Raw genomic sequence first — 13,854 nt, forward strand, 5'->3', positions numbered from 1 at the left:
CCGCAGGCTTTCGTTTATACATTACAGTTACACCATCAAATTGATTATATGCAACCAAAACACCTGAAAATATGGCTGCTGGCTGGTATGGCCCTGTTATTCCTGCTGCCTTCGTGCAAAAAGAAAGACGTGACGCAGAACCCGCAGCCATCAGGCGATATCAGAGACAGTATCTACTTCGTTTTTAAGGATATTTACCTGTGGTCCGATGCAATTCCGGATTCGGCCACTTTCCGCCCGGAAAGCTATAATTCCGTGGAAACCATGTTTAATGCACTGATTCAATACAAAAAAAATAATACCTCCGGGCTGCCGCTGGACAAATACAGCTTCCTGGATAATGGCAGCACCTCCGGTACTTTACAGGGAGGCATTGCCGGCGATATGGGCTTTGAAATAGGCTTCCAGACACAGGATGCGCTTCACGTGATTTACGTATACCCTGGTTCCCCGGCAGATAAAGCCGGTATCAAACGCGGATGGCAGCTAACCGCCATCGGAAACGTCACCTCGCTGCACAATGACGACGCCACCAATAAATTACTGGACCAGGCTTTCTTCGGCGGCAACGGCGCCACCTTTACGTTCCGAAGACCGGACGGCAACACGCCCACCATCAGCATCAAACCGTCCCTCTACCCGGTAGATCCCATCCTGTACAGCCGGATCTATACTTTCAACGGCGTTAAAGTAGGATACTTCGTTTTCAACACCTTCGTGGCCCTGCAGGATACCAAAGCTAAAATGGATTCCATTTTCAATGCCTTTACACAGGCAGGAGTACAAAAACTGGTGGTAGACCTGCGGTATAATACCGGCGGCCTGCTGGAAACAGCCGAATACATGGCGGACCTGCTGGTGCCGGCGGCACTCACCAACTCCGTCATGTATACACAGGTTTTTAACGATAACGTATATAATAATAAATTCAGCCGGTACCTCACCTCCATGAGAGCCCCCGGCTCCCGCTACACCTGGGCGGAAGTCTTCCGCAGCGAAGCTACCAACTACAGAACCACCCGCTTTAATAAACAGGGCGCCCTGGATCTGACACAACTCCGCTTCCTGGTAACCAAAAGCACCGTTTCTGCCAGCGAACTGCTGTACAATGTGCTGAAACCCGGTATGAAGCCACGCCTGATAGGCAGAAAAACCTTCGGAAAACCAGTTGGCTTTATCAATATCCCGTTTGGCCGCTATGATATGTATGCCGCCTGCTTTCAGACGTATAACTCCGCCAATGAAGGGGCCTATTTTGATGGCATTGCGCCGGACATCAACCTGGAAGACGACTATACAACAGACTGGGGTACGCTCAGCGATCCTCTGCTGCGTAACGCGCTGCTGGATATGGGCATTCCTTCCAATCAGCTGGGTCGCATGACGGAACTGGCCCCTGACAGGTTAGGTATAAAAATGAAAGGACGTTCCTTCCAGGGTATGATACAGCGGCATGAGAACCGCTAAATGTTAGCCGCATCAAGCGCTTCCGCCACCTTCAGGATAGTCTGTACGCTGCGGTAGTAAAATGAGTGGTTGATACGTGAATACTCATCCGTTAGCCTGTGGTAATCCGGATGATCTTCCACGCCGAAATAGAGAAAAGGAATTCTCTTTCCGTGGAAAACGCCCTGGTCGCTCTGGTTAGTCCAGTCGTCGGCGCCGCTGCCAGGGCGGTCATGACCGGCTATCAGTTTTACCGGGCTGGTGGCGGCCACAGCATCCGTATATGTTTTCAGCGCGGGGTAATGATAGGTACCGCATACATAGAGTTCATTTCTGTTGTTATGCGAAATCATATCCATGTTGATATTCAGTCGTATATCCGATACCGTTACAGGGGGCAACTGCAGAAATGCTTTGGCTCCCTGTAATCCTGCTTCTTCCGCATCAAAAGCAGCAAATATCAGCGTGTGTTCCGGCGGGTGCTGCTTAAAGTAAGCCGCCATCGCCAGCAAACCACCAATACCGGAGGCGTTGTCATCAGCACCGTTGTAAACGGTATCCCTTACATTATTGGATTTTTCTATGCCCAGGTGATCGTAGTGGGCCGAGATAACTATTACCTTATTGCTTTTACCCGGAATATAGCCGTAGAGGTTAGTCCCCATCACCCGCTGCCCTCCGAACTGAAAGTAGAAAGGGTATTCGTAGGTGCCGTTATAGGGAGTCAGGCCAATATTCTTAAATCTTTCGAGGATATAAAACTGAGCCATGCGGCTGCCGCGGGTACCGGTTTTGCGGCCTTCGTACTTGTCTTCAGACAATGTACGGACATCCTTCATCAGGGTAGCGGAATCAACTTTTGACTGTGCTGTTGCAGACACAGCAAAGAACAAGGATAAACTGTAACAGAGCAATTTCATAGCAATGCAATTTGAATGAGCATTGCTCTAATGTACAACAAGTATTTATTTGAAAATATTAAAGATGATCAGGCTGCAGATATACGCCAGTGCTGTCATATATACCAGCTGAATCAGCGGCATTTTCCATGATTTTGTTTCTCTTTTTACGATGGCCAGTGTGCTCATACACTGCATGGCAAATGCATAAAAGATCATCAGGGAAAGGCCCGCAGCCAGTGTGTACACGGGTCTGCCATCAGGCCATTTGGCAGCAGCCATCTTTTCGCGGAGCGTAGCGTTATTATCATCAGGGTTTTCTCCTACACTGTACAATGTTGCCATGGTACCCACAAACACTTCACGTGCAGCGAAAGAGGTAATCAGTGCGATGCCTATCTTCCAGTCAAAGCCCAGCGGGCGGATAGCTGGTTCTATAGCATGCCCCAGGATGCCTGCATAGGAGTGAGATAATTTTTCAGATCTGAAGGCCTTATCCAGGGAGTCCGCTGCGGGGGAATCAGCAGGAACAGCGGCGATCATTTTCTCGTATTTATCGTGCAGTGGCTGCATCCGGCTGGAAGGGCCGTAAGAGGCCAGGAACCAGAGAATGACGGAGATCACTACAATTACTTTACCGGCATCGGTCACAAAGATTTTTGCCTTTTCCACCATGGTGGTACCAACGTTTTTCCAGCGTGGGGCGCGGTATACCGGCAGTTCCATGATGAAGTAGCTTTTCTCCCTGATCTTTACAAACAGCTTCATAATGGCTGCAATAAAGATGGCCATAAAGAAGCCCAGGAGATACAGTCCCATCATGATAAGCCCCTGCAGCCCGAGGATACCGAAAATTCGCCTGTCCGGAATTACCAGCGCTATCATCATGGTATAGATGGGCAGCCTGGCAGAGCAGCTCATGAGTGGCGTCACCAGTATCGTGATTAAACGTTCCTTTTTATTTTCGATGGTACGGGTAGCCATGATAGCAGGCACTGCGCAGGCAACGCCGCTGATGAGGGGCATGACGGATTTTCCGTTAAGGCCCACCTGCCGCATGAGGCGATCGGTCAGGAAGCTGATACGGGCCATATAACCGGTATCTTCCAGGATGGTAATCAGCCCGAAGAGGATCATGATCTGCGGAATAAATACGGCAAATCCGCTGATACCTGCCAGGATACCGTTTACAAATACATCGGTAATTTTATTATCCGGCAGTACTGAGGTAAGCCACCCGCTTAATTGCCCGAAGCCGCCCTCAATCCAGTCCATCGGGTAGGATGCCAGCCAGAAGATACTCTGGAACAGGAGGAACATGACCACCAGGAGGATAACATATCCCCAGAAGCGATGTAACAGCAGGTCGTCTATTTTTTCAGAGCGCAACTGTTTCTGCAGGGGGTCCGTTTCCACAACGGTAGATTTCATGATATGCTTGATGCGGTTATACCGCTGCATAATTTCTTCTGCCTGTACTTTTGTTTTATTGAACTGATGTGTTTGCAGCGTCTGTTTGATAGCAGCTTTCTGCGGGATGTTCAGGAAGTGCAGTTCATCTGCATTGACAGCGATGTGTAAGGCAGCATAATCACTTTTTCCCGGTACTGCTTTCTTTATCTCGTCGGTTACCGGTTTGGCGAGTGCGCCGTTATTGATGAAATCGCGGGGAGCGGCGCTGTAATTGCCACGCGCGGCGAGGTCAATAATTTTTTTGAGTTCCGCAACCCCTTTATTCTTACGGGGGTTGATAGAAACCACCGGAACACCCAGTTCTCTTTCCAGGCCATCGAGGTCAATTTCCACGCCTTTCTTACGGGCAATGTCCATCATGGTAAGACCGATGATGACCGGAATTTTCAGGTCTATAATCTGGGAGCAGAATAAGAGATTTCTTTTCAGGTTGGAGGCGTCGGCAACGATGATGATCAGATCCGGAATATCGGCATTATCCGGGTTGATGAGCACGTCGTAAGTCACGTATTCATCTGCACTTTTCGGGTACAGGCTATAGGTACCGGGCAGATCTATGATATTGGCAGTGAGGCCGGGTACAATCTGTGCCGTGCCTGTTTTCTTATCTACCGTTACTCCCGGGAAATTACTCACTTTCTGATTTAAGCCGGTCAGTGCGTTAAAAAGGGAGCTTTTTCCACTATTCGGATTTCCTACCAGTGCGATGTTAATTGGTGCCTGCATTCCTTATCTTATCCTCTTTTTTAATATTATTTGCCGAAAAGCAAAGTTACGCATTAATAAGAGTGCAGCATGATCGTATCGGGAAAACATTTGACCATTTGAGATTTGGTTATTTACTTATTTGAGATTTGAGATTTGTATCACATAGAAATGCCCTCCGGACTTACCAGAGGGCATTTTTATGTGATATAATCTCAAATAATAAAATAATTAAATATTAGTTGTCGTTGCCCTTATAGCGGTAACCGTTTTCTACGGAGTCAGCAGTGGTTTCAGGCAACTCTGGTCTTTTGATGACAGGTGTTTCATCTACTGCGCCGGAGGTGGTCATTTTCATTTTCAGGCCGCGGGGATGTTCATCATCGTTAAAGTCCCAGGTGTCGTTGGTCATGAAGTTTCTGCTGAAAGAGTAATTGCGGTATACTTCCGGATCAATATCTATGTTTTTTCCTACAGGCACCTTGATAATCAGGGTCATGCGCTGACCGCGGTATTTGGAGTGTGCTGGCAGGGTGAAGCCTTCCGGCAGATACAGTATGGAGTCTACCTGTTTCAACTGGAACTGTATGTCATTGGCATACTGGTTAGCCTGTTGCAGGGTGCGGCCCTGGGAAAAGCGGGCTACTTCCACACTGAAGCTGTCTGTCTTGCTTTTTTCCACTTTCACGTTGATGAAGTTGAGCAGGATGGTATCATCAGCTACCATCATGTGTTCGTCAAACCAGTTGAAATCATCATTATCTGTGAGGATGCTTTCTCCTCTTTTTATCAGCAACTTACCTTGTGAAGGTTGCTGGATAGTAATGGCAGCTGTTTCAACATTGCTGCGTCTTCTGAAATCCTTGATGACAGAGGTAGCTACTACACAGGAGAATACGATACCCAGGAGCCACAGGAACATGAGCGTGTAGGCTGCATATTTATTGCCTTGTTTAACACCGGTCAGTTTGCGGACGATAAAGATCAGCAGGGCAACAACCGGTATACCGATGATAAGGCCCAGTGCCGGCCAGAAGAGTACGCTCTGCACAGGTGTTGACAGGAAAAGATTTTTCAGGGGGAAGAGGGCCGCAGAAGAAACGGAGATGGCTATACCTACAGAGATCAGGCAGATCAGCATCACCACCGCAAAGAAATAGAAGAACCCCTTGGTAACAAACACCAGTACTTTTCCCAAACCTTCAGCGAGGTTTACAAAAAAGCGTTCCAGGTCATTACCTACCTGCTTTCCGCGGCCCTGAGAAAAATTTCGGATATCATTTCCTACATTTTTCACCTGACCTTTTACATGATTTAACTCTTCCTGGATGGTAGTTTTGATATTATTCAGATCTACCCTTTCTCCTCTCATTTCCAGCTTCTCCGCTGCCGTATCGGCAGACGGAGTAGCTATCCAGAGGATGAAATATACCAGTACGCCGGTACCGAAGCCGCCGATGGCGAGCAGGGCAAAGACGATACGGAAGATCACCGGATCGATGTTAAAGTAGGCGCCCAGACCACTACACACACCGCTCAGTACTTTATTTTCCGGATCGCGGTAGAGGCGCTTACGCGGGCGGCTGTAATAGTCTGCAAAAGCGTCTTCCTGTTTGGACTGTTTATTTTCAGCGGAAGCTTCGTCAAACTGTTCAGGCGTACCCATGGAGGCTTTCACGGTAATCACATCTTCATCAGTGATACAATGAGCACCTTTTTTGAGTTTATCCTGGAAAATTTCAGCGATACGGCTTTCAATATCCGTCACAATTTCATCGCCGCCCTCCTCTTTTGCAAAATAGGCTTTAAGACTGTCCAGATACTGGCGTAAGATCTCATATGCACTATCCTCAATGGGGATAAGCCGACTCGACAGGTTTATGTTGATAATCTTTTTCATTTTACTACTTCTTTTAGGTTTTAGGTTCAGGTATACACCTGCATAAGTCAGAGAGGTGTAGTGTTTTGTGTTAATTGGTGAACGGCGTTGGCCAGTTCGTTCCAGGTGCTTTCCAGTTCACGGTAAAAGACTTCTCCTTTATCGGTCATGGAAAAATATTTGCGGGGGGGCCCTGAGCTGCTTTCCACCCATCTGTACGTCAGCAGTTCAGCATTTTTCAGTCGGGTTAGCAAGGGATAAAGGGTGCCCTCCAGGATGTCCAGCTTCGCCTCTTTCATCTTTTCAATGATGTCTGACGGATAAGCTTCTCCTTGCTTGATGACGGACAGTATGCAAAACTCAAGCACGCCCTTCCTCATCTGCGATTGTGTGTTATCTATGTTCATGGCAAGTGAGCTTTTAATTTTAAAATCCTAATGGTTGGTTTTTGATCAGTTGTTATCAGTTGTGTACACTTGTTATTTCAACTTGACAATACAAAAATAGGGATTATTTACTACTATGCAATACACAATACCATAGAAAACAAAATAACTTGCTTTGAATATTACTGGGCAAAACTTGCTAAATACAACATTTACAGCCATTTAGGCTTATAAATACAACAAAAATAAAATGTTTCATAAATGACAAACGGTAAATAGATCCGGATGAGCGGAAAGTGTTATTTTTATACCATATAAAGAAGAGCAGTCCGTGTTAATTTGCTTTAACATTTTTTTAATTACCGGATTTTAGAAATTATGGCTCTACTCAATTACTTTTGTATCAGAGCAGTTTATATACATGAAGAAAATTATCGGCATCTTTCTTTTGAGCCTTATGGTCTCTCAGCTACTTCCCATCAAGGAAGTGGGAAAGCTGCTGTTTAATAACCAGATCGTGGAAGAGCATCCTGTGGATGCCTGTGGCGACCATGTAAAAATTGCGAAGGACCTGAAGTTCTGTAAACAGTTTGATGCGCTTGAGCTGGATCCGTTATTACTGGTAGGTGTATTACATTATCACCTCCATGAAGATATTCCAAGCAATCCTGCACAGGAAATACATGCGCCCCCTCCCAATACACTGAACGCATAATCACCTCTACATTGCTGTACACACAGCAAAACTGTTTTTTCTATTTTTTTATTCAAATTATTACTGCCGTCATCTGCAGGACAACGTGTATCCGTTAACGTGATACAGGTCTGTTTCCCTGTACTGGCCCGGTAATCTGATCTATTCTATCTGTATCTGTATAGTTCCGTGGTTGCAGCATTGCTGCTATCCGGCATACTGATCCCTAAACGGAAAAAGTGTTTTTTATGAACAAGCAAGCATCATTATTCTCCAACATAAAGGGGGACTTCTCTTCAGGTCTGGTGGTTTTCCTTATTGCCGTGCCGTTGTGCCTGGGGATTGCCCTGGCCTCCGGCGCACCGCTGTTTGCCGGTATGATTTCCGGTATCATCGGTGGTCTTGTGATAGGATTTCTCAGCGGCTCACAGCTGAGCGTCAGCGGGCCTGCTGCAGGTCTTACTGCTATTGTCCTTACAGCTATCACCAAGCTGGGGGCATTTGACATATTTCTGCTTTCTGTAGTTATTGCCGGCGCATTGCAATTTGTGCTGGGGCTCATCAAAGCAGGTACTGTAGCCAATTATTTCCCTTCCAATGTGATTACGGGAATGCTGTCAGCCATCGGTATCATCATCATCCTGAAACAACTGCCGCATGCTTTTGGCTATGACGCCGAAGCAGAAGGCAGCGTGGCCTTTATCCAGGCCGACGGGGAAAATACGTTTACCGCGCTGCTGTCTACCTTAAATCACATCAGTATCGGAGCAACTGTCATCACCGTTATATCCATTTTTATTATTCTGTACTGGAGCAAGATCCCAAAGGTAAATCTGGTGCCGGCGCCTCTGGTTGCTGTAATAGCGGGCATTCTGCTGAATTATGCCTTCTCTGGTAACGAGGTGCTGGCCCTGGGATCGAATCACCTGGTAAACTTACCGGTGCCATCAAGTTTCAGCGACTTTATCGGTCAGTTCACCCTCCCCCGTTTCAGTGAAATCGGGAACAAGGAAGTGTGGATCTCCGCTGCCACCATTGCTATCATCGCCTCTGTGGAAACACTGCTGAACGTGGAAGCAACCGACAAGCTGGATCCGATGAAACGCTATACGCCGCCTAACAGGGAACTGAAAGCGCAGGGTATCGGGAATATGGTCAGCGGTATGATCGGCGGGTTGCCTATCACTTCCGTGATCGTTCGTTCCAGCGCCAACATCAACGCCGGTGGTAAAACCAAGCTGTCTACCATGATACATGGTTCCCTCCTGCTGATATGTGCGGCCCTGATCCCCGTTTTGCTCAACAAAATACCGCTGGCAACGCTGGCAGCGGTACTGCTCGTAACCGGATACAAACTGTGTAAAATTGCCATCTTCAAAGAGATGTTCCGTAACGGAAAATATCAGTGGATTCCTTTTGTTGCCACCGTAGTAGCTATCGTATTCACGGACCTGCTGATCGGTATTGGTATCGGTATGGCAGTGAGTGTACTGGCTATCCTCCGCGGTAATATGAAAAGTTCCTACTATTTCCGTAAGGAAAAATATCAGACCGGCGACAGCATCCGGCTGGAACTGGCGCAGGAAGTATCTTTCCTGAACAAAGCCAGCATCCTGCTCACCCTGGATCATTTACCCAATGATACTACTGTAGTGATCGATGCCCACAAAACCGCCTATATCGATTTCGATGTTTTGCAGACCATCCGCGAATTCAAGGAAATCAAGGCGCCGCAGAAAAACATCAAGGTTATTCTGACAGGCTTCAAGGAGGTGTATAATATCGAAAACACACCCGCCAACACAGTAGAAGAACATAACCGGCAAAGTAGCGGTCACGTACACACGATCGCTGCCGGTAATCATAAGGAGCTATTGAAACAATTACAATTAAACTGATGAAAGGTATTTAAGTAATGCCTCTGGAGCATAGCAACAACAACACGGAAACCGTGCTCCTTCTGATTCATCTTCAAAAAAAGAAAAAAATGAAAACGCTCAATAAAGAACAACAAAGCAAAATTACGCCACCGCAAGCTCTGGAATTATTAAAAGCCGGTAACACCCGCTTTGTAGATAACCTGCGTATTAACCGCAACCTGTTACAGATGATGAATGACACATCTGACGGGCAATGGCCTTTTGCCGCTATCGTTAGCTGCATGGATTCCCGCACTTCTGCGGAGCTGATCTTTGATCAGGGTCTGGGCGATATTTTCAGTATCCGTTTAGCCGGCGCCGTTATCTCCGATAACGTGCTGGGCAGCCTGGAATATGCCTGCAAAGTGGCCGGCTCCAAATTTATTGTTGTGCTGGGCCATACCAAATGCGGCGCTATCAAAGGTGCCTGCGATGCGGTGGAAATGGGTAACCTCACCGGCTTACTCAATAAAATCACACCTTCTGTATTCGCTGAAAAATCTGTGAAGGAAAACAGAACTTCCGGCAACAGCGAATTCGTGGAAGCTGTCACCAACCTGCACGTTGAAAAATCCGTACAGGCTATCATGGAACAGAGTAAGATACTCCGTGACATGATCCTCAATGCTGAAGTAGGTATCATCGGCGGCGTCTACGACGTGGAAACAGGACTGGTAACCTTCATGGAACACACCATGATCCTCGGCGCCGATAAAGATATAGCTGTGGCTGTATAATAAACAGTTCCCTTTATGGGGATGTATGTTTGCTTGTGATAAATAATGGGGCTTTAGTAGCAAAAACGTATTAGTCATTTTCATAGGGGTGAGTGATTAATCAACTACTAACAGCCCCATTATTATTTGTTCATTTTTTTATTTGAGATTTGGTTATTTGATTGACGGATTTTGAAATTTTTTGATTTTGAAATTTATAATGCAGCAAAGATCTAAGCGTAGTTATCCGCTTATGTCTTCGTAGTATTTACAAATTTCAAAATCAAAAAATTCCAAAATCCGTCAATCAAATAACCAAATCTCAAATAAAAAAATAACTAAATTTTTGTGAGTTTGAGGGCCGCCGCTTCAAGGGTGGTTTCTTTTTTGGCGAAGCAGAAGCGGATTACGTGATCGTCTTTTCCGTTCTGGTAGAAGGCGGAAACGGGGATGGCTGCTACGCCGGAGTCTTTCGTCAGCCGGATGGCGAAGTCTTTATCGCCTTCGTTTGAAATACGGTCATAGCGCATCAGCTGGAAATAGCTACCCTGGCTGGCCAACGGTGTAAAGCGGGAGTTTTTCATCAGCTCCAGGAAATAGTCCCTTTTCTGCTGATAGAAGGCCGGCAGCTCCAGGTAGTGCGCCGGTGTTTCCAGAAATTTCGCCAGGCCGTACTGCATGGGGGTATTAACAGAAAAGCACAGGTATTGGTGTACTTTCCGGTATTCTTTTGTCAGGTGCTCCGGTGCAATGCAGTAGCCCATCTTCCAGCCGGTATTATGAAATACCTTTCCAAAGGAAAAGACCACGAAACTGTTGCGGTAGATGCCGGGATAGCGCAGTGCGCTTTCATGCCTGGCGCCATCGAATACCAGGTGTTCATATACTTCATCAGATAATACCAGCAGGTTGTGTTCCGTCACCAGTTTTTCCAGTTCGGCCATATCTTCCTCCCGCAGCGTACTGCCGGTAGGGTTATGCGGCGTATTTACAATAATCATGCGGGTACGCGGCGTGATTTTACTCCGTACTTCGTCCCAGCTGATATGGTAATCAGGAAATGAAAGCGGTATCAGTACCGGCTTTCCACCGTTCACCAGCACATTGGGGATATAGCTGTCGTAAGCCGGTTCAAAGATGATAACTTCATCACCCGGATGGATAAACGCAGCAATGGCGGTAAATATAGCGTAGGTGCCACCGGGAGTAATGGTAATTTCTGTGTCCGGATTGATATGCTGCTGGTAAAGATCTTTGATCTTGCCGGCAATAGCTTCCCTGAGCGGTAATAATCCGGGCATGGGTGCATACTGGTTATGGCCCAGCTGCATGGCTTCATTGACCAGTGCTTTCAGCTCATCGCTGCAATCGTAATCCGGAAATCCCTGGGAGAGGTTGATGGCTTTATGTTCTGCGGCCAGCGCAGACATGACGGAGAAGATAGTGGTTCCTGTATTGGGTAACTTCGACATACAAATTTGTGAATGAGGCATGATGAATTATGAGTCGATGGCGAAGATACAAGCGAAATAATTCAATTACTCCACCGGCAACCCATAATTCATCCTGTAAATTCCTGACTAGAGGAATTTTTCTCCTTTGTTGCGCTTTATTTCCGCAACGTATTCCTTGATCTGTTGTTCGTTATCTTTTTTGCAGATGAGTAATACATCGTGCGTATCGATGACGATGAACTCATCCAGCCCCTGCAGCAGTACCAGCTTATCGTTAGGTACTTTCACCATACATTTGGTAGCGTCTATTACCACTACGTTTTTGCCCTGTACGGCATTGCCGAGGTAATCCTTTTCCAGGTTTTCGTAGGCGGATGCCCAGGTGCCGAGGTCGCTCCAGCCGAAATTGGAAGGGATCACGTAAACGTTATCTGCTTTTTCCATGATACCGTAATCGATGGAGATGTTGGTACACTGCGGATATACGGTTTCGATCACTTCTTTTTCCTCCGGGGTATTGAGTGCGTAGGTACTTTGTTCAAACAGCTCATCAATTTCCGGCAGGTATTCCTTGAAGGCGGCGAGGATGGTTTTAACATTCCACACAAAGATGCCTGCATTCCACAGGAAGTCCCCACTTTGCAGGAATGTTTTCGCGAGTTCCAGGTTCGGTTTTTCCGTGAATGTTTTCACCTGGTATACATTGTCTGCCACCTGTTGCGGTTCAAACTGAATATAGCCGTAACCGGTATCAGGCCGGGTCGGTTTGATACCCAGGGTAAGCAGGGCGCTATGCTTCTGTACAAACAGGAGGGCATTGAGGCAGGCGGAGGTGAAAGCCGGACCGTCTACGATCAGGTGATCTGCCGGCGCACAGATAATGTTGGCCAGCGGGTCCTGTTTATGAATTTTATGAGAGATATAAGCCACGCATGGCGCCGTATTTTTCCGGGATGGCTCGCATACAATATTGGCAGTTTGCAGCTCCGGCAATTGTTCTGCCACTTTGGAAGCATATTGCTGATGGGTAACCACGAATATGTTTTCCCTGGGGATGAAGTTGGCAAAACGTTCATACGTCCATTGGAGGAGGGTTTTCCCGGTATTCAGAATATCCAGGAACTGCTTGGGATTGTCTGTCCGGCTCTGGGGCCAAAAGCGGCTGCCTATTCCCCCGGCCATTATTGCCACATAAAAGTGGCTGTTCAGCTGTGTCATTGCTATATAATTCCTTCTCTGATTAAATCATGTAAATGAATAATACCAGTATACCGGGTACCGTCCATCGCCAGCAGCTGGGTAATATCGTTCCGGCGCATCATTTCCAGTGCGTTGATGGCCAGTTCATCCTGCTGGATGGTTTTCGGGTTGACCGACATGATATCTTTAGCTGTTACAGAAGCGGTGGAAACGCTCTTTTCCAGCATTCTGCGCAGGTCACCATCTGTTATGATTCCCTGCAACTGCCCGTTTTCATCCAATACAGCCGTAACGCCCAGCATTTTGGAAGAAATTTCCACAATAACTTCGCGGAGAGAGCTGGTAGTCAGTACCTGCGGTGCCTGATGCAGCCTGCTCAGATCAGCTACCTTAAGATACAGTTTCTTACCGAGGGCGCCGCCGGGGTGAAACTTGGCAAAATCTGCTGCCGTAAAACCGTGCCATTCGATCAGGCAGACCGCCAAAGCGTCGCCCATTGCCAATTGGGCAGTGGTACTGGTAGTAGGCGCCAGGTTATTGGGACAGGCTTCCTGACTTACCGTGGTATTCAGTACGTAATCCGCTTCCTGTGCCAGGAAAGATGACGTATTTCCGACCATGGCAATCAATACGTTACCAAAATTCTTTACCAGTGGAACCAGTACTTTTACTTCTGCAGAAGTACCACTCTTGGAAATACACATGACAATATCGTTCTGGCGTATCATGCCAAGATCCCCATGGATCGCATCTGCAGCATGCATAAAAAGAGCGGGGGTGCCCGTGGAATTTAATGTCGCCACTATCTTCTGGGCGATGATAGCGCTTTTACCAATTCCGGTAACAACCAGCCGGCCATTGCAGGTGGCAATAAGTTCCACCACCTTTTCAAAATCTGCATCTATAAACTGCTGCAAATCATTAATAGCCGTTGCTTCCATTGCTATCGTGCGCCTGGCTACTGCTCCTATGTTAATGGTTACATTATTTTTCATGACGATTTACAAATTTATCATTTTTTAGTCAGCGCCGGTGCGGTCATGTAATTAATATTGCCACTCCGCGCTTTTTTAAGTAACTTCG

The 13,854-nt window shown here is 46.9% G+C and carries 11 protein-coding genes; 4 read left to right on the forward strand and 7 right to left on the reverse strand.

What is annotated here, in order from left to right:
• Positions 1-48: 48 nt before the first annotated feature.
• Positions 49-1,467 (forward strand): S41 family peptidase, encoded by a 1,419-nt coding sequence (locus GWG06_RS06200; protein WP_127042792.1) that lies wholly within the window; start codon positions 49-51, stop codon positions 1,465-1,467.
• On the opposite strand, the gene GWG06_RS06205 is transcribed toward GWG06_RS06200, so the two are convergent.
• The 4 genes from GWG06_RS06205 to GWG06_RS06220 all read right to left on the reverse strand — a co-directional run bounded on the left by GWG06_RS06205 (position 1,464) and on the right by GWG06_RS06220 (position 6,809).
• Complete coding sequence (locus GWG06_RS06205; protein WP_160712051.1) at positions 1,464-2,366, reverse strand: M28 family peptidase; 903 nt, start codon at positions 2,364-2,366, stop codon at positions 1,464-1,466. The genes GWG06_RS06200 and GWG06_RS06205 overlap by 4 nt on opposite strands.
• Positions 2,367-2,411: 45 nt before the next feature.
• Positions 2,412-4,544: a ferrous iron transport protein B gene (gene feoB, locus GWG06_RS06210; protein ID WP_160712053.1), complete on the reverse strand. Its 2,133-nt coding sequence runs from the start codon at positions 4,542-4,544 to the stop codon at positions 2,412-2,414.
• A gap of 217 nt (positions 4,545-4,761) precedes the next feature.
• Entirely contained in the window at positions 4,762-6,423 is a 1,662-nt protein-coding gene (locus GWG06_RS06215; protein WP_127042786.1) for a PspC domain-containing protein, read from the reverse strand.
• A 47-nt stretch (positions 6,424-6,470) separates the two neighbouring features.
• Positions 6,471-6,809 carry a PadR family transcriptional regulator gene (locus GWG06_RS06220; RefSeq protein WP_127042783.1) on the reverse strand — a complete coding sequence of 113 codons (339 nt, stop codon included), beginning with the start codon at positions 6,807-6,809 and terminating at the stop codon, positions 6,471-6,473.
• A gap of 400 nt (positions 6,810-7,209) precedes the next feature.
• On the opposite strand from GWG06_RS06220, the gene GWG06_RS06225 reads away from it, so the two are divergent.
• From GWG06_RS06225 to GWG06_RS06235, 3 genes are all read left to right on the forward strand, one after another.
• Positions 7,210-7,503, forward strand: coding sequence for a hypothetical protein (locus GWG06_RS06225; RefSeq protein WP_127042781.1), 294 nt, complete (start codon positions 7,210-7,212; stop codon positions 7,501-7,503).
• 227 nt (positions 7,504-7,730) lie between these two features.
• Complete coding sequence (locus GWG06_RS06230) at positions 7,731-9,380, forward strand: SulP family inorganic anion transporter (RefSeq protein ID WP_160712055.1); 1,650 nt, start codon at positions 7,731-7,733, stop codon at positions 9,378-9,380.
• A gap of 17 nt (positions 9,381-9,397) precedes the next feature.
• Positions 9,398-10,138, forward strand: coding sequence for a carbonic anhydrase family protein (locus tag GWG06_RS06235; RefSeq protein WP_262888674.1), 741 nt, complete (start codon positions 9,398-9,400; stop codon positions 10,136-10,138).
• A 317-nt stretch (positions 10,139-10,455) separates the two neighbouring features.
• Here GWG06_RS06235 and GWG06_RS06240 read toward each other — a convergent pair whose 3' ends face one another.
• The 3 genes from GWG06_RS06240 to GWG06_RS06250 form a co-directional block, all read right to left on the reverse strand.
• The gene (locus GWG06_RS06240) at positions 10,456-11,589 is read right to left on the reverse strand and encodes a methionine aminotransferase (RefSeq protein ID WP_235938172.1); all 1,134 of its coding nucleotides are present in this window, start codon (positions 11,587-11,589) and stop codon (positions 10,456-10,458) included.
• 108 nt (positions 11,590-11,697) lie between these two features.
• The gene (locus tag GWG06_RS06245; RefSeq protein ID WP_127044261.1) at positions 11,698-12,789 is read right to left on the reverse strand and encodes a mannose-1-phosphate guanylyltransferase; all 1,092 of its coding nucleotides are present in this window, start codon (positions 12,787-12,789) and stop codon (positions 11,698-11,700) included.
• A gap of 2 nt (positions 12,790-12,791) precedes the next feature.
• Positions 12,792-13,766: a KpsF/GutQ family sugar-phosphate isomerase gene (locus GWG06_RS06250; protein ID WP_160712057.1), complete on the reverse strand. Its 975-nt coding sequence runs from the start codon at positions 13,764-13,766 to the stop codon at positions 12,792-12,794.
• Positions 13,767-13,854: the final 88 nt, after the last annotated feature.

This window comes from Chitinophaga solisilvae (assembly GCF_009928525.1).
GTDB lineage: Bacteria > Bacteroidota > Bacteroidia > Chitinophagales > Chitinophagaceae > Chitinophaga > Chitinophaga solisilvae.